Genomic DNA, 19,688 nt, shown 5'->3' on the forward strand with positions numbered 1-19,688 from the left:
CGCCGGTTACAAACTATACTGCTGCTATTGCCTTTTTTAATAAGGAGAGCAGCATGCCCCATCTACATAGCGTCATCCCTCCGTATATTCTTCGCCGTATTATCGAAAGCGGTTCTGAGCCGCAGCAGCGCTGCGCCCGTCAGACCTTAACCCACGTCCAGACGCTGATGGCCCATATGCCGGGCAAACCCGCCGCGCCGCATGTGAATAAAGCCGGTCAGCTTGAGCGTGACATCTACGATGCGAAACAGACCCAGGAGCTGCCGGGTACCCAGGTACGCTATGAAGGCCAGCCCTCCAACGGAGATGTGGCGGTGGATGAAGCGTACGATTATCTGGGTATTACCCATGATTTCTTCTGGAAAGAATATCAGCGCGATTCGCTCGATAACAAAGGGCTGATCCTCACCGGCACCGTGCACTATGGCCGTGAGTATCAAAACGCTTTCTGGAACGGCCAGCAGATGGTCTTTGGCGATGGCGACGGGGAAATCTTCAACCGCTTTACCATTGCCATCGACGTGGTAGCGCATGAGCTTAGCCACGGCGTGACGGAGACCGAAGCCGGACTCATCTACTTTGAACAATCGGGCGCGCTGAATGAGTCGTTATCCGACGTGTTCGGTTCGCTGGTGAAGCAATACCATCTTAAGCAAACCGCCGATAAAGCAGACTGGCTGATTGGTGAAGGGCTGCTGGCGGAGGGCATCAACGGGAAAGGGCTTCGCTCCATGTCTGAACCCGGCACGGCCTATAACGATCCGCTGCTCGGTAAAGATCCGCAGCCCGGGCATATGAAAGATTTCATCAAAACGCGCGAGGATAACGGCGGCGTACACCTTAACTCCGGTATCCCCAACCGCGCGTTTTACCTGGCCGCAACGGCGATCGGTGGCTACGCCTGGGAAAAAGCGGGTTATGCCTGGTACGACACGGTTTGCGATCGCAACCTGGCGCAGGATGCGGATTTTGATGCCTTTGCAAAACTGACGATAGCGCACGGCGAGAAACGCTCCGGTAGCGACGTTGGGGCGGCTATAAAACAAGCCTGGGAACAGGTAGGAGTGCTGTAATGCAGGTTCCGGAACTGACGGATGACGCCGTGGTTGAGCTGGCCCGGGAAGGCGGCGTCGCTTTTATCCCTAAGCTGAGCAGCCAGCGCACCATTGCGCTCTCCTCGCTTAATGAGGCCCAGCGCCAGCGCCTGGTGAGCATTCTGGAGCAGGCTTTCCCGCGCGGCCAGCCGCCCGGGCAAGCCTCTTCCCCCGGCAGCGGTGACCAGCGCTATTTCCGCATCCAGATTATCTGGACCGGCCAAAATCAGGCGCACTACGCCGATATCATCGTGCTGGTACCCGAGCAGGAAGCACCCGAGTCGCTGGTGGAACTGTGGCAGAAAGGTGAAGGCTGCGTGTGCGATTAACCTTCAGCCCGAACAAACTCCACGCGTTTTTTAGAGATAAGACCGTGGCCGTTCTGGCAAAAGTAATCCACCGCACCGCAGGCCTTGAGTACCTGAAGCGGTTGATGGCAATCAGGGCAGCGCGCTTCGAGGGGAATATCGTTATTGCAGCTGTCGCAGTGCGCGATACCGTTTTGCGGCTCGAGCGCTGCGTGGCAATCCGGACAGGTTATCGACATGCTCTCTCCTGTTGAGGTGGGCCGGGGCTGGATAACTGCCCCGGCAGGCTGAATAGTATCAGGCTTCGGTAGCCGGTTTTGTCTGCACATTTTCCAGCATGCGACGCACCGGAACAATGAGGACGATCAGCACCGCAGCACAAATCAACAGCGCGATGGAGCAACGGGCAAAGAGGTCCGGCAGCATATCCAGCTGGTCGGCCTTCACGTGACCACCAATCAGGCCCGCAGCCAGGTTACCCAGCGCACTGGCGCAGAACCACAGGCCCATCATCTGACCGCGCATTCTTTCCGGCGCCAGCAGGGTCATGGTTGCCAGACCAATCGGACTCAGGCACAGTTCCCCGAGCGTCAGCATCAGGATACTGCCCACCAGCCAGAACGGAGAAACCCCTGCTCCACCATTGCTCAGCACGTTCTGTGCCGCCAGCATCATCAGGCCGAAGCCCGCCGCCGCGCACAAAATACCGATCACGAACTTGGTGATACTGCTCGGGCGAATATTATTGCTCGCCAGCTTCGGCCATGCCCAGCTAAATACCGGTGCCAGCAGAATGATGAACAGGGCATTAATCGACTGGAACCACACCGCCGGGATCTCAAAATCACCGATCATGCGGTTAGTGTAGTCGTTGGCGAACAGGTTGAAGGAGGTTGGCTTCTGCTCGAACGCGGACCAGAAGAACGCGGCGGAGACCAGCAGAATAAAGCATACCAGCAGCCTTGCGCGCTCTTTGCGATTCAGCCCGGCGAAGATGAACAGGTAGATGAAGTAGAGCGCGACGGAGGCGGCAATCACATATACCAGCACGCTGGCCACTGCGACCGGATTAATCACAATCACGCCCTGGGCAATCAACGTGACGATGATTGCAACACCCACAGCCAGCGCCAGCAGCCAGGCACCCACGCCGTTACGTTTCACTACTGGACTGTTCCAGGTGGAGTCCAGACCGACTTCGCTGTCGTAGCGCTTCATGGCCGGAACGGCAAACACGCGGAAGATAATCAGGGCGACCAGCATCCCGATACCGCCGATACCAAAGCCCCAGTGCCAGCCGTGGGTTTTAATCAGCCAGCCGGAAATCAGAGGGGCAATGAACGAGCCCATGTTGATGCCCATATAGAACAGCGAGAAACCGCCGTCACGACGCGCATCGCCCTTTTTGTAGAGGGTACCGACCATGACCGAGATACAGGTCTTGAACAGGCCGGAGCCGAGCACGATGAACATCAGGCCGATGAAGAACAGGTTGTCGCCCATAATGGCCGACAGGGCAATCGACAGGTGCCCAAGCGCAATCAAAATCGAACCGTACCAGACGGCCCGCTGCTGGCCGAGCCAGTTATCCGCCAGCCAGCCGCCCGGCAGTGCGGCGAGGTACATGGTGCCCGCGAAGATGCCGACAATCGCCGAGGCGTTTTCACGCGCCAGGCCCATCCCCCCGTCGTACACGGTGGCGGCCATAAACAGGATCAATAGCGGGCGAATACCGTAAAACGAGAAACGCTCCCACATCTCGGTGAAGAACAGCGAACCGAGCGGATAAGGATGGCCGAAGAAGGTTCGGCTCTCTTTTTGATTAACAGAGGATTGCATAATTCTCCCGAAAGGTATGTGTCGTGCTTGTAAACACCAGCATGTACGCCGAACGGTTACGTATCCGATCGATTTTTTACATGCGGCGAAATGTTGGTTAACCATTTGATAACCAGGCGCTAGTTTTGTCTAGTACCGAACCCTGGACTTTAAGATGAAAATTCGACGATTGTCTACTTTCTTAGATATAAACATGGTTAAAAGCGAATAGTGATTGACATCACACAGGGAAGGCAGACCTTTTGAATGAGCGAAAAAAACCCGCGACAGGCGCGGGTTTTAGTGAGTTCGGTAAGAATTATTTGCTTTTCTTAATGTGCTTAATCAAACGCTTACGCTTACGCATCTGGTTCGGCGTCAGGGTATTACGTTTATTCGCAAACGGGTTTTCCCCTTCCTTGAACTGAATACGGATAGGCGTACCCATCACGTCCAGCGACTTACGGAAGTAGTTCATCAGGTAGCGTTTGTAGGAGTCCGGCAGGTCTTTCACCTGGTTACCGTGGATCACCACGATAGGCGGGTTATACCCCCCGGCGTGGGCATATTTCAGCTTCACGCGACGGCCACGCACCAGCGGCGGCTGGTGATCTTCTGCTGCCATGTTCATGATACGGGTCAGCATCGCCGTGCTCTGGCGGCGGGTAGAGCTGTCATAGGCTTCACGAACGGATTCGAACAGGTTGCCTACGCCGCTGCCGTGCAGGGCAGAGATGAAGTGAACGCGGGCAAAGTCGATAAAGCCCAGACGGAAGTCCAGCGTCTCTTTCACCTGTTCGCGTACTTCATTGCTCAGGCCATCCCACTTGTTGACGACGATAACCAGTGAGCGCCCACTATTAAGGATAAAGCCGAGCAGAGAGAGATCCTGATCGGAGATACCTTCACGTGCGTCAATAACCAGCAGCACCACATTGGCGTCTTCAATCGCCTGAAGGGTTTTGATCACCGAGAATTTTTCCACTACATCGGTGATTTTCCCGCGCTTACGCACCCCTGCAGTGTCGATAAGTACGTACTCACGTTCATCGCGCTGCATTGGAATGTAAATGCTGTCACGCGTTGTGCCTGGCATGTCGTAAACCACCACGCGCTCTTCGCCCAGAATACGGTTAGTAAGCGTAGACTTACCTACGTTTGGGCGACCAACGATAGCCAGCTTAATCGCCAGATCCTGCGGGTTGAAGTCATCTTCCGGCTCTTCCTCGCCTTCCTCTCCGGCTTCAAACTGTGCCCAGTATTCGGCGTCTTCGTCCACCTCTTCCGGCGGGTTTACTTCATCAACCCACGGCAGCAGAACGGTTTCCAGCAGGCTGGTGACGCCACGGCCATGCGAGGCCGCGATAGGATAAATATCACCCAGACCTAAAGACCAGAAATCCGCAACGGCCTGATCGGCATCGATACCGTCAGTTTTGTTCGCCACCAGGAAGGTTGGCTTTTCGCGTGAACGCAGATGTTTAGCGATAGCGGAGTCCGCGGGCATCAGGCCAGCGCGCGCATCCACCATAAACAGAACCACATCCGCTTCTTCGATAGCCAGCAGAGATTGCTCTGCCATGCGGGTTTCTACGCCGTCTTCCGTACCGTCAATACCCCCGGTATCGATACAGATGAACTCGCGTCCTTCCACCTCTGCACGACCGTACTTACGGTCACGCGTCAGCCCCGGGAAATCCGCAACCAGCGCATCACGGGTGCGTGTTAAACGGTTAAAAAGAGTGGATTTTCCAACGTTAGGGCGCCCGACAAGCGCGACCACAGGTACCATGTTTGAAGCCTCATAAAATTCAAAATAACGTCGCTTTCGCAGCGTTTTTAAAAATGTCAAAACGGCTCCTGAGTGAACAGGAGCCGTTTAGTATACTACAACCGCCGTGTAATTAACGCGTGATCGCGTACAGCGTGCCGTCTTTTGCCTGAATCAGCAGTTTGCCGTCAGCCACAACCGGGTCGGTCAGGAAGCCTGAGCCGTCCACTTTCTGCTGCGCCACGAAGCGGCCATTCTCTGGATCGATCCAGTGCATATAGCCTTCGCTGTCGCCCACCACCAGGCTGCCGTTATACAGTGCCGGTGCGGTCAGCAGACGGTGAAGCAGATCGCTCTGCGTCCACAGCGTCACGCCACCTTCGGTGCTCAGCGCCAGCAGACGGTCGTTCTGATCCACCATATAAATACGGTTGCCGTCGACAATGAAATCGTTCACGGAACCCAGCTCACGTTTCCACATGATCTGACCGCTACGCAGGTCCAGCGCCGTCAGGTTGCCGTTATACGCCAGCGCGTAAACCACACCGTCAACGATGACCGGCGTGGTGTCCACGTCACTCAGACGGTCGATTTCAGTTGAACCGGTCGCCTGGGAAATACGCTGCTGCCAGATCATCTGGCCCTGCTGCATCAGTACTGCGCTGACACGACCGTTGTCACCACCCACAATGGCGGCGCCAAATGCAGTCGCCGGAGCAGATTCACCACGCAGAGACAGCGCTGGCATATCCAGGTTAACCGTCCATTTTACCAGACCATCGGCTTCGTTCAGCGCCTGCAACTGGCCGTTGCTGGTATGGATCAACACCAGGCCGTCGCTGACAACCGGACGTGACAAGGATTCACCGGCAACGCTGGTCTGCCATGCAACCGAACCGTCGCTGGCATTCAGCGCGTAAACCTGCGCTTTTTCGCTGCCCACATACACGTGACCGCCGGCAACGGTCAGGCCGCCAGAAAGCAGCGCAGGTTTACGGGAGAACCAGCCGTCTTTTTCCGCCAGGTTAATGGACCACACTTCTTTTCCGTCATCAGCGTTCAGCGCTTTAACGGTGCCTTTGCGATCGGCCGCATAGACCACGCCGTCAGCAAATGCCGGGCGCAGGTTGGAATAAAAATCGCCAATACCATCACCCACGGAGGTGTCCCAGGCGGTGGACGGAGTGAACTGGTTTTCAACCGTCGGTAGCGGGGACATTTTGACAACGTCTTCTTCGCCACTGAACAGTGAACAACCACTCAATAACGTAACAGAAAGCAGTCCTGGCAGAAGTAATTTACGCAATTGCATTGGGTCCCTCTCAGACGGACAAATTATTTATTTTCATCTGCATCATTTCGCTCAGCGCAGGTGAAGCTTTACTATCCACGCCAGCTTGCCACGCTTTACGCGCGCCCGCTTTATCACCCTTACTCAGCAGTGCTTCACCGCGAAGATCGGCGACAATAGCGGCAAAGCCATCACCTTTGATGGTATCAAGCGTTTTCAGCGCGTCGTCGGCTTTTTTCTGCTGAACCTGAATACGTGCCAGGCGCAGATTGATCACCGCTTTCAGATTTTCGTCACTGGCAGCAGCAAGCCCCTGAGACAGTTGCGCAGCGGCTTTGTCCAGTTCGTTTTTATCAACATACTGCTGAGCCACTTCCAGCGCAGCCAGCGCACCGTAGGTGTTTTTGTTGTCAGCGGCAAATTTCTCCGCAGCCGTCAGCGTTTGCGGCTGATCGGCACGGATTGCGCTAACGGTGTTTTCGTAGTTCAGGGATGAACCGCGAGCAGAGTCAGCCTGATGATTGTTCCAGTAACGCCAGCCAACCAGCGCACCAACACCTAAAATAACCCCTACAACCAGTGCCTTGCCGTTTTCAGCAAAGAAGCGTTTAACCGCATCAACCTGGTCGTGTTCGTTCTCGTACATTTCCACGCAGTCCTTCTCCTTAGCCCAATAGAGTGCGCAAGTGCGCCGCAACGCCATCCTGCGTTACCGTAGTTTGCTCACCAGAGCGCAGGTCTTTAACCACCACTTCGCCGTTGGCCACTTCGGACTCACCCAGCACCAGTGCAATACTTGCGCCCCACTTATCGGCACGAGCAAACTGTTTTTTAAAGTTGCCGCCGCCGTGGTTGGTCATCAGCTTTACGTCCGGCAGCGCATCGCGCACGCGTTCGGCAAGCTGCATCGCCGCAGACTGCGTATCCGCACCTGAGGCCACCAGGTATATATCGACAACAGGATCGGCTTTAAATTCCGGATTAACTGCCTGAACCAGCAAAACAAGTCGCTCAAGGCCCATCGCGAAGCCTACAGCCGGTGCTGCGCGACCACCCAGTTGCTCGACCAGTCCGTCATAACGACCGCCAGCACAGACGGTGCCCTGCGAACCGAGGCTGGTGGTGACCCACTCAAATACGGTGCGGTTGTAGTAGTCCAGACCGCGCACCAGACGCTGGTTAACGGTATAAGCAATGCCCGCCGCTTCAAGCAGCTTGCACAGGCCAGCAAAGTGTTCGCGGGAATCCTCATCCAGGTAGTCACCCAGCGCTGGCGCATCGTTCAGCAGCGCCTGTACGTCAGGATTTTTGGAATCGAGTACGCGCAGCGGGTTGCTGTACATACGACGTTTACAGTCTTCGTCGAGCTTCTCTTTGTGTTGTTCCAGGAACGCCACCAGCGCATCGCGATAGTTCGCACGCGCTTCCAGAGAACCGATAGAGTTCAGCTCCAGGGAAACGTGCTCAGAAATACCGAGCGCACGCCACCAGCGGGCAGTCAGCATAATCAGTTCGGCATCGATATCTGGTCCTTGCAGACCAAACACTTCCACGCCAAGCTGGTTGAACTGACGGTAGCGCCCTTTTTGCGGACGTTCGTGGCGGAACATCGGGCCGATATACCACAGGCGCTGCTCCTGATTGTACAGGAGACCATGTTCGATGCCGGCGCGTACGCAACCCGCCGTCCCCTCAGGACGCAGGGTCAGGCTGTCGCCGTTGCGGTCCTCAAAGGTATACATCTCTTTTTCAACCACGTCGGTTACTTCGCCGATCGCGCGTTTGAATAACGGGGTCTGCTCTACAATCGGCAAACGAATTTCGCTGTAACCGTAGCTGCCGAGCACCTGCTTCAGTGTGCCTTCAATGCGCTGCCAGATGGCGGTTTCGCCAGGCAGATAATCGTTCATGCCGCGGATGGCTTGAATGTTTTTTGCCACGTTTATTCTCTTTCTATATACAAAAAAGAACCCAAAGAATGGGTTCAATCATACATGGGAAGCAGCCTGCTTCCCATCACGTTATTTTTCAACCTGCTGAACGCTGATGCGCTGCGCTTCGTCCATCATCGTCGCTTTTGCGCGAATGCGGGCTTCAAGCTGGTCGATCATATCACTATTATCCAGACGATCTTTACGAACGCCATCTTCATAGAGACCACTTTTCTTGTTACCGCCGGTAACGCCCAGCGTGGACACCAGCGCTTCACCCGGACCGTTCACCACGCAGCCGATGATGGAGACGTCCATCGGGGTGATAATGTCTTCCAGACGCTGCTCCAGGGCATTGACGGTGCCGATCACGTCAAACTCCTGACGTGAACAGGTTGGGCAGGCAATGAAGTTGATCCCACGCGCGCGGATACGCAGTGATTTCAGGATGTCGAAACCGACTTTGATCTCTTCCACCGGATCGGCGGCCAGGGAGACGCGTAACGTGTCACCGATGCCTTCAGAGAGCAGCAGGCCGAGACCAATTGCCGATTTTACCGAACCGCTGCGCAGACCGCCCGCCTCGGTGATGCCAAGGTGCAGCGGCTGATCGATCTGTTTTGCCAGCAGACGATACGATTCAACGGCCAGGAAAACGTCAGACGCTTTCACGCTCACTTTGAACTGATCGAAGTTAAGGCGATCCAGATGATCGACGTGACGCATGGCGGATTCGAGCAGCGCCTGCGGCGTCGGCTCACCGTACTTTTCCTGGAGATCTTTTTCCAGAGAGCCAGCGTTTACGCCGATACGGATTGGAATGTTTTTGTCGCGGGCGCAGTCAACCACCATGCGAATGCGCTCTTCGTTGCCGATGTTGCCTGGGTTAATACGCAGACAATCGACACCGTATTCAGCGACTTTCAGCGCGATACGGTAATCGAAGTGAATATCGGCAACCAGCGGAACGCTCACCTGCTGCTTGATCAGTTTGAACGCCTCAGCGGCGTCCATGGTCGGCACTGAGACGCGAACAATGTCCGCGCCGACGCGTTCTAATGCTTTGATTTGATTAACCGTCGCTTCTACATCCGTAGTACGCGTATTGGTCATCGACTGGACGGCGATAGGCGCCCCATCGCCGATTGGCACGTTCCCAACGTAAATCCGTTTCGATTTTCTACGTTGAATAGGAGCCTGGTTATGCATGTAAAATCTCCCGCATTGCCCGTCTGTTACTGTGCTGCTGATTGTTCGGCATTAACGGTAAGACGCGCAACCTGGTTAGTTCTGATAAAGCGGCTCAGATCGACAGGTTTTCCTTGATACTGGATCTGTACCGCTGCCGGTGCGCCGATTTTAAGCTTGTATGGTGCCTGGCCCGTTAGATTTAACGTGCCATCTTTACGTTGCAGGCCGCTGAACAGCTTTTTACCTGTCGCGTCAGTCACTTCCAGCCAGCAATCAGCCGTGAAATTCATCACCAGCGCATTCGGGTCAACGGCAGGTGCCGCCGTACCCGCCGGGTCAGTTGGCAGTGACGCCGCGGTGTTATCTGCCGGTGCCGTTGCCGCAGGGGCGGTATCAACATTGGCCTGAGAAGGTGATACGACCGCGTTCTGATCCTGGGCCTGGGTAGCCGGTGCGGTATTCGCCGTCGATTCTGGCGTCGCCGCTGGCTCGGTTGCAGGCGTGCTGCTTGCTGCCGCCTGAGGTTCGCTCGAGGTCGCAGCCCCTTCGGTGCTCAGCGGCACGCTTTGCGCGCCGTTAGTACCAGACTGATTAAGCTCAGCGGAGGACTGATCGGCCATGGTAGTGATCTCTTCCTGTTGCGCTTTGTGGTTTTGCCACCACCATGCGCCCGTCAGGCCGACAACCACGAACAGGACCAGCCAGGTAAAGCTCATCAGCCAGCCATCGCGTTTTTTACGACGTTTACCCAAAGAGAAGCTTTGCATCGGCGCAACTTTTGCCGCACGCACAGGCGCCTGCTTCTCCATCATCGGCAGTAATTCGTCTTCAGGGATATGAACCAGTTTGGCGTAAGAACGGATATAACCGCGCAGAAACGTTGAAGCCAGATCGGCGGGTGCCTTATCTTCTTCAATGTCGCGAACGGTGGAAACCTTCAGGCACAGGCGTTCTGCAACGGCTTGCTGGCTGAGTCCGAGTTGTTCACGGGCGTTGCGAAGACGAACGCCAGTGGAGAGTGCTGCATTTTGATCGTGAGTGGCTTCAGTATTCATTCGCTACAACTACTGGTACGTGAAAATAAGGGTTCAGGTGCCGGTGAGTCACAATGCCACCCGCACCGCGAAACTTTAGGTCAGTTAACCTGGAACAAACAGTATAAGACTGTCGGGCCGCAGATGACAGCGCTGGCAGGCCTTCACGCTAAACTGTTGTTACGTCGTTACATACTGCCCGAAAGTCGTATGAAACGCACCGTAATTATTAATCAGTCGTGATGATTGTGGCTGGTTATTCAGTAAATTAATGCTTCACGGCGCAAAAAATGCGCCGTGTCTGCATAATAATCAAACGGTTTTAACCGCGATTGACTCACCCTGCATACGCTTACGCAGCGTACGTTTCGTGCGGTCAATAACGTCACCCGCCAGCTGACCACAGGCTGCGTCGATATCGTCGCCACGCGTTTTACGTACGATGGTGGTGAAACCATACTCCATCAGCACTTTTGAGAAGCGATCGATACGGCTGTTCGAGCTACGGCCATACGGCGCGCCCGGGAACGGGTTCCATGGGATCAGGTTGATCTTACATGGCGTATCTTTCAGCAGTTCAGCCAGCTCATGTGCATGCTCGGTACCGTCGTTAACATGATCCAGCATCACGTATTCAATGGTCACGCGGCCCTGGTTAGCATTCGATTTCTCCAGGTAACGGCGCACGCCAGCCAGGAAGGTTTCGATATTGTACTTTTTGTTGATCGGAACAATTTCGTCACGGATGGCGTCGTTTGGCGCGTGAAGGGAGATGGCCAGCGCAACGTCAATCATGTCGCCCAGTTTGTCCAGCGCAGGCACAACGCCGGAAGTAGAGAGCGTAACGCGGCGCTTGGACAGACCAAAGCCGAAATCGTCGAGCATGATTTCCATCGCCGGAACGACGTTGGTCAGGTTGAGCAGCGGTTCACCCATCCCCATCATCACCACGTTGGTGATTGGACGTGTACCGGTGACTTTCGCCGCGCCCACAATTTTCGCCGCACGCCAGACCTGGCCGATAATTTCCGACACGCGCAGGTTACGGTTAAAGCCCTGCTGCGCCGTAGAGCAGAATTTGCACTCCAGCGCACAGCCCACCTGAGAAGAGACGCACAGCGTGGCGCGATCGTCTTCCGGGATATACACGGTTTCAACGCGCTGATCGCCAACGGCAATGGCCCACTTGATAGTGCCATCTGAAGAGCGCTGCTCTTCCACCACTTCCGGTGCGCGGATTTCCGCCACTTCTTTAAGCTTATTGCGCAGCACTTTGTTGATGTCCGTCATGTCATCAAAGTTGTCGCTGCAATAGTGGTACATCCATTTCATGACCTGATCGGCACGAAACGGCTTCTCGCCCATCTCTTTAAAGAACTCGCGCATCTGCTGACGGTTCAGGTCCAGCAGGTTAATTTTTCCATTTTTATTGGGAACCGCAGGAATGGCGACTTCGGAGGTATTCACTAATTCAGACATAATTTTTTCCGGCCTCGTTGTTACACGTTGTGGCCCTTGGTGGGTTGAAAAGAAACGCCCCGGTAAGCAGTCTGCTCGTCCGGGGCGTTGCATTGTACAAAGTCTGGCGCAGGGATGCCACGTTTGCACGCGGCATTTACGAAATTATTAGCGAGTGCGCGGGCACACTTCGCCTTCTGCAAAGAAGAATGCGATTTCGCGAGCAGCAGATTCAACAGAGTCGGAACCGTGGGTGCCGTTCTCGGTGAAGCTGTCTGCGTAGTCAGCGCGCAGAGTACCTGCCAGCGCGTTGTCCGGGTTGGTTGCACCCAGCAGATCGCGGTGACGCTGTACCGCGTTTTCGCCTTCCAGTACGGATACCACGATTGGGCCAGAAGTCATGAACTCGACCAGACCGTCAAAGAATGGGCGACCTTCGTGCTCAGCGTAGAAACCGCGAGCCTGTTCAACGGTCAGGTGCAGCATTTTGGTGCCAACGATCTTAAACCCTGCTGATTCAAAGCGAGCGAAGATGCTGCCAATAACGTTTTTTGCCACCGCGTTTGGTTTGATGATGGAAAAAGTACGTTCAATAGCCATTGATAACCTCTGTAAAATGTTCTGTTGTTTTTGCATACCTGAGTATGGTGTGGCGCGGATTATAAAGAGCAATAGCGCCATTGCCTATGGTTATGCATAACATTTTTTTAAAATGAGACGAAGATTAGCAACAGCTCGTATTTCGCATGCCGTACTGATGGTGAAAACAGAGCGGACACTGCTTTTCATCAGAACTAAATGACCAGAAATGACGGTGGCACGTCAAACAAACGGCTTCATATGCCGGTATGGTCACGCTTTTCGCTGTCCCGTCTGTTTGCGTCACGTTTATCGCCGCATGCTGGCATACCGCTTCGCAGCCGCCACACCCCGTACAGCGTCCGGTTTCCACGACCAGTTCAGCGTTCTCAAACCGAATCGCGTTTTCCGTACAACTCCGCCAGCACGCGCCGCAGAGTACGCAGGATTCGGTATCGAGAGTTATCTCTGCCTCGCTAAACGCAGAAAACGCCCTGCGCAGCTCACGCTGACCGGGCACGACGCAACAGACCCGGACATCCTCACGGGGAACGTGCATCAGCGCACGCCGGGCGGTATTTACCTCGTTGACGGGTATATGTTTAAACGCCCACGCTGCTTCACCACGTCGACGAAGCGCCAGATTCAGCCGGGCAATCGCCAGCAACCAGTCAGGATTCTGCTCCGCGTCGATACTGATAAAACGAACGTGGTGCTGCGCGTGCCACAGCAGAAGCTCATTCACCCCTGGCGCACGGTCAGTAAAAGGCCCAACAAGCGTATCGCCACACAGAAAACGTTTTCGCGGCGTGATGCCGGTGATGGCTTCAGCGGGGCAGACAAACAGGCAGTCACCGCATTCAATACAGCGGCTGTCATCAACCGAGACGCCGGTGTCGGTAAAAGAAAAAGCCTGTACGGGACAGACGTCCGCGCAGGCGCAGCAGGAAGAGTGGCGAAAACGGCGACGGACGCACGCATGCGTCACGTCCATCGCCGGGGCAAAGGTTAATCCGCCCATCAGCCAATACTGAAGAAAACAAAGCGCAGCATCAGCTCACCCACAATTAGCAAGGCACTGCCCAACAGCATTGTGCCTCGCGCCGCTTTTAAGCCGCCCGCAGCAAAGCACAGCATACCCGCAACGGAAACGCACCAGCTCAGCAGATGCACGGTTCGCAGTTGCTCCAGCATTTGTAACGGTGCGTGTGGGAACGTCACAACGGTGTTGTCCATAGCCGTAATATCTGCCAGCCAGACGGGCTGCATCACCAGACGTGCAATCACCAGCAGCGTGATAATGACAATCGCCGTTCGCACGCGAGTCTGGGAACGTGCCCCAACGGCCATGCAGGCTGAACCGATAATTCCCACCGAACCGATAAACAGCACCAGGGTATTAATGTGATGCCACGTCACCACGGATGCATGCATGTAGATCTGCGCCATGCAGAACACATCCACCAGCCCGACAAGACCTGCCACAACCAACAGCGGCTTCCAGCCTGGTTTTTTGACAAACATCAGCAGCGTTGCGAGGCCAAGTGCCGCAAGATAAAGACTGGCAAAGATAATCTCACGGCTCAGCCAGGAGCTGGATACGTGACGCAGCGCGTTGAACGCATTAAGTGGATAGCCCATGTGCAACGCGGAGGCGAGCAGACCGAGGCTGGCCAGCACAAACGCTCCGGCAGCCGGCAGCAGCACGCTGCGTTGCGTGCTTCCGAAGGCCAGCCACAGCGTAACGCCAACCGATCCTTGCAGGAACAGCGTAAAAATCAGCAGCGGTAACTCATGCATGACGTTTCCCCTCTTTCTCTGCGCCCTGATGCGCTTTGATCACCAGGTTCGGTTTGGTGATGGAGGAATCAGGCAAGCCTTTCACATCACAGACCGCACCATACTTCGCCCGCAGTTCATCAATCGGCCCGAATTTAATCGCTTCGAGAGGACAGGTTGCCACACAGACAGGCTGTTCCCCCTTCGCCTGTAGATCCACGCAGAAATCACATTTGGACATCTGCCCGGTCTGCTCGTTGAGCTGTGGCGCGCCGTAAGGGCATGACCACGCGCAGTAGCCGCAGCCGACGCACTTATCAGTATCTACGCGCACAATACCGTCCCCCGGACGCTTATGCATCGCGGTGGTCGGACAGTTTTTGGTGCAGATTGGGTCGGCACAGTGGTTACAGGAGATAGAGAGCGTGTAGGCAAAAACGTTATTGCTGACGCCGCCCTGCCCGGTCGGGATAAAGCTCCCGCCATTAACTTCGTACACGCGACGGAAACGACGTCCGACCTCAAGGTTGTTTTTATCTTTGCACGCTACCTGACATGCTTTGCAGCCCGAGCAGCGAGAAGAGTCGATATAAAAACCCAGCTGTTTGTCGCTTACCGGTGCGTAATGTTTAAACTGACTCATGCTTTAGCTACCTCCACCAGCATGGTTTGATGGGAATTCCCTTTCGCAAGCGCGGTAATACGTGCGGAACTGAGCACGTTCGCGCAGCCGCCCTTATCAATACCCTGCTCGTCCGGCTGCCACCAGGCACCTGCCTGCATGGCCACAACGCCTGGAATGATGCGCGGCGTGACCTCCGCCGGGATCTCGCAAATGCCGCGCGCGTTATGAATACGCACGGTATCTCCCTGCGCAATGCCGCGATTTTGCGCATCCTGCGGGTTGATCCACAGCTTTTGCTGCTGCGCCTCAATTAACCACGGGTTGGCGTACTGGGTGGAGTTAGCGCGGTTTTTTCCTTTCCATGTAATCAGCTGGAGCGGGAAGCGTTTCGCCAGCGCGTCTTCCGGCCCTTCATGGGCAGGCACGTAGTGCGACAGCGCCGGAATTTCCGGGTGATGCATGTCGTACAGACGCTTCGAGAAGATCTCAATTTTTCCGGACGGCGTCGGGAACGGATGATTCTGCGGATCGCGAATGTTGTCTTCAAAGGCGACGAACGGCGCGCTTTTGAAAAGGTGCTGACGCGTCTTCTGTAGCGTCGCGAAGTCCGGCAGGTTTTCGTTAGGCATGGAAAGACGCGTCTGCTCCCAGATGTGCTCAATCCACGCTTTTTCGTCACGCCCTTCACTGAACGCGGGTTCGACGCCAAGCTTAGCGGCGACCTCCCGCAGCCAGTCGTAGTCTGAACGGCGTTCAAATTCAGGTTCAATGAGCTTTTCTGACAGGATCAGATAGCTTGCCGTGCCCCAGGTTTCGCCGATATTCCAGCGTTCCATAAAGCTGGTTTCCGGCAAAAGAAGGTCGGCGTATCGGGCGCTCGGCGTCATAAACAGATCGCTTGCGACGATAAACTCGATTTTCGACTCGTCTTCCAGGACACGGGTTGCCTGATGAAGATCCGGGTTCTGGTTAGCCAGATAATTTCCCGCCAGCGAGAACAGGATGCGGATATTGCTGTCCAGCTTTTCGGCATCCTTCAGGCCGACGTCCGCGGTGACCTGAGAGGCATCGTCGGCGGCCTGCACCCAGTTCATCACCGATATTTTGGCTTTGACCGGGTTGTCCGGCATCTCTGGCCCGGCGGCAAATTTCCGGTTTGCGCAGCCGCCATAGCCTGCTGCCCAACCGCCTTTCACCCCGACGTTACCCGTGAGCGTAGCCAGCAACGTCGAGCCGCGCGCGGTGCGCTCGCCGCAGTTATGACGCTGCGGTCCCCAGCCCTGGATCAGCGCAGCGGGTTTGGTGGTTGCGTACTCGCGCGCCAGTTGCCGAATTGTTTGTGCAGGCACGTGGGTGATTTTCTCTGCCCACTCGGGCGTTTTCGCCACGCCATCTTTTGCGCCGCTCAGGTAAGCCATCAGGGATTCATTGGCCGGAACGCCTTCTGGCATAGTGTCTTCGTCAAAGCCCAGGGTGTAGCGCTGAATAAAGTCGCGATCGTGCAGGTTCTCCGTGACGATCACATACATCATCGCGTCCATCAGGGCGTTGTCCGTGGTGGGAAGCAGCGGGATCCACTGATCGGCCAGGGAGGAAACCGTATCGGAATAGCGAGGGTCGACAACAATAAAGCGAGTGCCGTTTTGCTTCATCTTCTGGTAGAAGTGGTTGCTGTGACCAAAGATCGTTTCCGTCGGGTTATGTCCCCAGAGGATGACCAGTTTGGTGTCCAGCAGCGTGTCAAGAGAGCTGCCGCTGGCAGCGGTGCCATAGGTATACGGCGTTGCTGCCGCCGTGTTACCCATACTGACCGAGTGATAGCTTTCGAGATAGCCGCCAGTTAAGTTGAGCAGACGACGAACCATTTTATCGCCGGAAAAAGTCCCGCCGGACACAGCGGTGCCCACATGAACATAGCGTGAAGCCGCACCGTATTTTTGCGTAATAGTTTTTAATTGATTCGCAATAAGGGTGGTGGCTTCATCCCAGGTAATACGCTCGAATTTTCCTTCGCCACGTTTCCCTACACGTTTCATTGGGTATTTCAGCCGATCGGGATGGTAAACAAATTTCCGATAAGCCCGGCCACGCACGCAGGCGCGCATTACGGGCATTTGCGGATCCAACGCGTTATCCGGACGCGTAGAAATTCGGGTCACAACGCCCTCACTGACGTGAGCACGAATATCACACTTGCCGCCGCAGTCAAACGTACTACAGGTTTGCACCACTTTTTCTTCAGGCGTAGTGTCTGAAACCGCCGCGCCCTGTGCCTGTACTTTGCCGGTTTTGACGACAAAAGGCAGAGCGGCGAGCGCCGATCCTGCCTGAATAAACTGACGCCGGGATATGGCGGGAATAGTCCCCTCTCCCTGATGTTTATTTTTTTCCATTGCTCGTTCCTTAAAATAAAAACGCATTCTCGTTTTTTTTCAGGAACGGATATTGATAATTATCAAGCTAACTCTTGAGGAGTAACACTTAGCGATCTAACTCAAAATTGACCGTCGCCGTTTGTCCGGTTTCATCTAATACAACTAACTGATATTTACCCGGTAAATATAATTGCAATGAATAATTCTTCTGATGTCCGTCCAGCGGTTCTCCATTCAAAAACCACCATCGTTGCCCCTCCCCGCCGCTGGTTGAAACGAACAGGGTCATGTTTTTCTCACCCGGAAGACGTTTAATTACCGCCCCTTCTCTGACGCCTGACAACATCAGCGGCGCCGCATTATGGTTATCCAGCGGAGGGCAAATCGCTGAACGGGCGGGGAGACGAGCAGCCCGTTTTTCGGCAGCAGGCAGCCAGGGCTCCAGCGGCAGCGGCCAGACATCCAGCACTTTTTCTGTCGCATCAGGACAATCCGCTGCGACGCGTTTGCCTTCTTTATCCAGCCAGACCGGGAAACGGATCCCGCGAATACCCTCTTGTTCCGGCAGCAGCAGCGTAGGCGGTTCACTGCCTTCCAGCAGCCAGGTTGACAGCCGACGCCGACAGTTTTCGTTCCCTTCAGGCAGGGACTGGCCCCCCGGCCAGCAAATCACGCCCCGTCCTACGCTTGCAGGACGCGGATCGCGCCGCAGACGGGCTTCATCCACCATCGAGCGGGACTGAAGCATGTTATTGACCTGATTCAGGAGCGGAACTGCGCTGGCGAAACCAAACTGCCCGGCAACGGGCGTGCCGTCCGGACGTCCGGTCCAGATTCCAATGACATACCGGGCGTTCAGCCCGATGGCCCAGGCATCCCGGTAGCCATAGCTGGTGCCCGTTTTCCACGCCAGCGGCGCAACCTGGGGCAGCGCACTGTCCGGCAGGGGCTGTGCTTCACTGGCGAGAATGCGACGAATGATCCACGCCGCCCCCTGCGACAGCAGCGGACGTTCGATCAGCGGATCGCCCGGCTGTAAACGCAACCGGCCCGCCTGCCCCTGCCGCGCAAAGGCACTGTAGGCGGCAGCGATATCAGCCAGGCGTGCCCCTGCGCCCCCCAGGATCAGGGAGAGGTTGGGCTGCGCACCCGCAGGGAGTATGAGCGGTAATCCCGCGTTGCTCAGCATGCCTGCAAAACGTTTTGGGCCGTACGCTTCCAGCACCTGCACCGCAGGCAGGTTGAGGGAACGCACCAGGGCTTCGCTCATGCTGACCGGCCCATGGAAACCGCTGTCAAAGTTGCCGGGGCGATAATCCCCCGTTTTTCTTGGAACATCCTGTAATAACGAAGCGGGATGGATCAGGCCATCGTCCAGCGCCATGCCATAGATGAATGGCTTGAGGACCGATCCCGGCGATCGGATCGCATTGACCATATCCACGTGACTAAAGCGACTGTCATCATTGATATCTACCGAGCCTACCCAGCCACGCACTTTCATGGATGTATGATCCACGACGATCATCGCCAGTGAACTGCGGGCAGGCAGGCGCGATTTCCAGTTCATTGCCAGCTCTTCAAGCTGTCGTTGCAAAGCTGCATCCAGCGTGGTGACTATTTTTGTGTCGCGGCTTTTACTCAACATCATGCGGGAAAAGAGCGGCGCCAGCTGCGGCATCTGCCGGGGGGCCAGCCAGACCGGCTCTTCACGGGACTCTTTCACCTGCTTCTCAGACCAGACGCCCTGAGTCAGCATGCGGTCGAGCACTTTGTTCCGCGCCGCTTCGGCACGTTCCGGCCAGCGGTCGGGGCGCAGACGGCTGGGTGCCTGGGGCAGTACAGCCAGCAACGCCGCGTCGGAATAGCTCAGCTGAGACGGCGGTTTGCCAAGATAAGTCCAGCTTGCCGCGCCCACGCCCTGCAACGTGCCGCCAAACGGGGCACGGTTGAGATACAGCGTCAGGATTTCACGCTTGGAGAGATGCCACTCCAGCTGCATCGCCCGCCACAGCTGACGAATTTTACCGCCAAAGGTACGCGGATGCGGATCCAGCAGGCGTGCCACCTGCATGGTAAGCGTGCTCCCGCCAGAAACCACTCTCCCGGCGGTGAGATCCTGCCAGGCGGCACGCAGTACAGAAAGCGGATTGACGCCAGGGTGATCCCAGAACCAGCGATCTTCATACTGGATCAGCGCCTCAAGATAGCGTGGGGAAACCTCTTCAATGGTAACCGGATAGCGCCAGATGCCTTCGCTGTCGGCAAAACGCCACAACGGAACACCCTGCTCATCCACCACCACTCGCGCAGGGTTGACCTCTTTCAGGGGCAACGGCCACACGCGGTCAGCGGCGACAATCAGCCCCCCTAAAAAGAGAAGCGCTCCCGCAAGCCACAGCCAGCGGGAGCGAATCAGGCGTGCTATCTGCAT

At 55.8% G+C, this 19,688-nt stretch carries 17 protein-coding genes; 2 read left to right on the forward strand and 15 right to left on the reverse strand.

Annotated elements, in window-relative coordinates; genetic code table 11:
* Window positions 1-53: 53 nt before the first annotated feature.
* Together HWQ15_RS01980 and HWQ15_RS01985 are read left to right on the forward strand one after the other, a co-directional pair.
* On the forward strand, window positions 54-1,073 hold the full coding sequence (locus HWQ15_RS01980) for a M4 family metallopeptidase (protein WP_023306696.1): 1,020 nt from the start codon (window positions 54-56) through the stop codon (window positions 1,071-1,073).
* Window positions 1,073-1,423 (forward strand): protealysin inhibitor emfourin, encoded by a 351-nt coding sequence (locus tag HWQ15_RS01985; protein ID WP_063148293.1) that lies wholly within the window; start codon window positions 1,073-1,075, stop codon window positions 1,421-1,423. Before HWQ15_RS01980 ends, HWQ15_RS01985 begins: the two co-directional genes overlap by 1 nt.
* On the opposite strand, the gene HWQ15_RS01990 is transcribed toward HWQ15_RS01985, so the two are convergent.
* The 15 genes from HWQ15_RS01990 to pbpC form a co-directional block, all read right to left on the reverse strand.
* Window positions 1,420-1,641, reverse strand: a complete 222-nt coding sequence (locus HWQ15_RS01990) for a zinc ribbon domain-containing protein (protein ID WP_023300707.1) — start codon at window positions 1,639-1,641, stop codon at window positions 1,420-1,422. The genes HWQ15_RS01985 and HWQ15_RS01990 overlap by 4 nt on opposite strands.
* Before the next feature lie 58 nt (window positions 1,642-1,699).
* The gene (locus HWQ15_RS01995) at window positions 1,700-3,241 is read right to left on the reverse strand and encodes a peptide MFS transporter (protein ID WP_023306697.1); all 1,542 of its coding nucleotides are present in this window, start codon (window positions 3,239-3,241) and stop codon (window positions 1,700-1,702) included.
* Between the two features lie 298 nt (window positions 3,242-3,539).
* Window positions 3,540-5,012 carry a ribosome biogenesis GTPase Der gene (der, locus tag HWQ15_RS02000; RefSeq protein ID WP_063149266.1) on the reverse strand — a complete coding sequence of 491 codons (1,473 nt, stop codon included), beginning with the start codon at window positions 5,010-5,012 and terminating at the stop codon, window positions 3,540-3,542.
* A gap of 112 nt (window positions 5,013-5,124) precedes the next feature.
* A complete protein-coding gene (gene bamB / locus HWQ15_RS02005) occupies window positions 5,125-6,303 on the reverse strand; it encodes an outer membrane protein assembly factor BamB (RefSeq protein ID WP_063149218.1) in 1,179 nt (392 codons plus the stop codon).
* Window positions 6,304-6,313: 10 nt separating this feature from the next.
* Window positions 6,314-6,934, reverse strand: a complete 621-nt coding sequence (locus HWQ15_RS02010) for a YfgM family protein (RefSeq protein WP_032622338.1) — start codon at window positions 6,932-6,934, stop codon at window positions 6,314-6,316.
* 13 nt (window positions 6,935-6,947) lie between these two features.
* Entirely contained in the window at window positions 6,948-8,222 is a 1,275-nt protein-coding gene (gene hisS / locus HWQ15_RS02015; RefSeq protein ID WP_022649001.1) for a histidine--tRNA ligase, read from the reverse strand.
* 81 nt (window positions 8,223-8,303) lie between these two features.
* Window positions 8,304-9,422, reverse strand: coding sequence for a flavodoxin-dependent (E)-4-hydroxy-3-methylbut-2-enyl-diphosphate synthase (ispG, locus tag HWQ15_RS02020; protein ID WP_003860619.1), 1,119 nt, complete (start codon window positions 9,420-9,422; stop codon window positions 8,304-8,306).
* 26 nt (window positions 9,423-9,448) lie between these two features.
* Window positions 9,449-10,459, reverse strand: a complete 1,011-nt coding sequence (rodZ, locus tag HWQ15_RS02025) for a cytoskeleton protein RodZ (RefSeq protein WP_058676985.1) — start codon at window positions 10,457-10,459, stop codon at window positions 9,449-9,451.
* A 291-nt stretch (window positions 10,460-10,750) separates the two neighbouring features.
* Window positions 10,751-11,917 (reverse strand): bifunctional tRNA (adenosine(37)-C2)-methyltransferase TrmG/ribosomal RNA large subunit methyltransferase RlmN, encoded by a 1,167-nt coding sequence (locus HWQ15_RS02030; protein WP_003860623.1) that lies wholly within the window; start codon window positions 11,915-11,917, stop codon window positions 10,751-10,753.
* A 147-nt stretch (window positions 11,918-12,064) separates the two neighbouring features.
* A complete protein-coding gene (ndk, locus tag HWQ15_RS02035) occupies window positions 12,065-12,496 on the reverse strand; it encodes a nucleoside-diphosphate kinase (RefSeq protein WP_003860625.1) in 432 nt (143 codons plus the stop codon).
* Window positions 12,497-12,620: 124 nt separating this feature from the next.
* Window positions 12,621-13,496: a 4Fe-4S binding protein gene (locus tag HWQ15_RS02040; RefSeq protein ID WP_063216251.1), complete on the reverse strand. Its 876-nt coding sequence runs from the start codon at window positions 13,494-13,496 to the stop codon at window positions 12,621-12,623.
* The gene (locus tag HWQ15_RS02045) at window positions 13,496-14,275 is read right to left on the reverse strand and encodes a DmsC/YnfH family molybdoenzyme membrane anchor subunit (RefSeq protein ID WP_032623777.1); all 780 of its coding nucleotides are present in this window, start codon (window positions 14,273-14,275) and stop codon (window positions 13,496-13,498) included. Before HWQ15_RS02045 ends, HWQ15_RS02040 begins: the two co-directional genes overlap by 1 nt.
* Window positions 14,268-14,897, reverse strand: a complete 630-nt coding sequence (locus HWQ15_RS02050; protein WP_022649006.1) for a DMSO/selenate family reductase complex B subunit — start codon at window positions 14,895-14,897, stop codon at window positions 14,268-14,270. The genes HWQ15_RS02045 and HWQ15_RS02050 overlap by 8 nt, the downstream gene beginning before the upstream one ends.
* Window positions 14,894-17,272, reverse strand: a complete 2,379-nt coding sequence (locus HWQ15_RS02055; RefSeq protein WP_063149216.1) for a DMSO/selenate family reductase complex A subunit — start codon at window positions 17,270-17,272, stop codon at window positions 14,894-14,896. The genes HWQ15_RS02050 and HWQ15_RS02055 overlap by 4 nt, the downstream gene beginning before the upstream one ends.
* 88 nt (window positions 17,273-17,360) lie before the next feature.
* Entirely contained in the window at window positions 17,361-19,688 is a 2,328-nt protein-coding gene (pbpC, locus tag HWQ15_RS02060; RefSeq protein ID WP_063216253.1) for a peptidoglycan glycosyltransferase PbpC, read from the reverse strand.

This window comes from Enterobacter sp. DSM 30060 (assembly GCF_013375955.1).
Taxonomy (GTDB): domain Bacteria; phylum Pseudomonadota; class Gammaproteobacteria; order Enterobacterales; family Enterobacteriaceae; genus Enterobacter; species Enterobacter intestinihominis.

What these genes read in the sequence shown, in the direction of transcription:
- HWQ15_RS01980 (WP_023306696.1), top strand. Translation starts at nt 54, where the DNA reads ATGCCCCATCTACATAGCGTCATCCCTCCGTATATTCTTCGCCGTATT.
- der (WP_063149266.1), bottom strand. Translation starts at nt 5,012, where the DNA reads ATGGTACCTGTGGTCGCGCTTGTCGGGCGCCCTAACGTTGGAAAATCC.
- bamB (WP_063149218.1), bottom strand. Translation starts at nt 6,303, where the DNA reads ATGCAATTGCGTAAATTACTTCTGCCAGGACTGCTTTCTGTTACGTTA.
- HWQ15_RS02030 (WP_003860623.1), bottom strand. Translation starts at nt 11,917, where the DNA reads ATGTCTGAATTAGTGAATACCTCCGAAGTCGCCATTCCTGCGGTTCCC.
- rodZ (WP_058676985.1), bottom strand. Translation starts at nt 10,459, where the DNA reads ATGAATACTGAAGCCACTCACGATCAAAATGCAGCACTCTCCACTGGC.
- ispG (WP_003860619.1), bottom strand. Translation starts at nt 9,422, where the DNA reads ATGCATAACCAGGCTCCTATTCAACGTAGAAAATCGAAACGGATTTAC.
- pbpC (WP_063216253.1), bottom strand. Translation starts at nt 19,688, where the DNA reads ATGCAGATAGCACGCCTGATTCGCTCCCGCTGGCTGTGGCTTGCGGGA.
- HWQ15_RS01990 (WP_023300707.1), bottom strand. Translation starts at nt 1,641, where the DNA reads ATGTCGATAACCTGTCCGGATTGCCACGCAGCGCTCGAGCCGCAAAAC.
- HWQ15_RS01995 (WP_023306697.1), bottom strand. Translation starts at nt 3,241, where the DNA reads ATGCAATCCTCTGTTAATCAAAAAGAGAGCCGAACCTTCTTCGGCCAT.
- HWQ15_RS02050 (WP_022649006.1), bottom strand. Translation starts at nt 14,897, where the DNA reads ATGAGTCAGTTTAAACATTACGCACCGGTAAGCGACAAACAGCTGGGT.
- HWQ15_RS02040 (WP_063216251.1), bottom strand. Translation starts at nt 13,496, where the DNA reads ATGGGCGGATTAACCTTTGCCCCGGCGATGGACGTGACGCATGCGTGC.
- HWQ15_RS02045 (WP_032623777.1), bottom strand. Translation starts at nt 14,275, where the DNA reads ATGCATGAGTTACCGCTGCTGATTTTTACGCTGTTCCTGCAAGGATCG.
- HWQ15_RS02055 (WP_063149216.1), bottom strand. Translation starts at nt 17,272, where the DNA reads ATGGAAAAAAATAAACATCAGGGAGAGGGGACTATTCCCGCCATATCC.
- HWQ15_RS01985 (WP_063148293.1), top strand. Translation starts at nt 1,073, where the DNA reads ATGCAGGTTCCGGAACTGACGGATGACGCCGTGGTTGAGCTGGCCCGG.
- ndk (WP_003860625.1), bottom strand. Translation starts at nt 12,496, where the DNA reads ATGGCTATTGAACGTACTTTTTCCATCATCAAACCAAACGCGGTGGCA.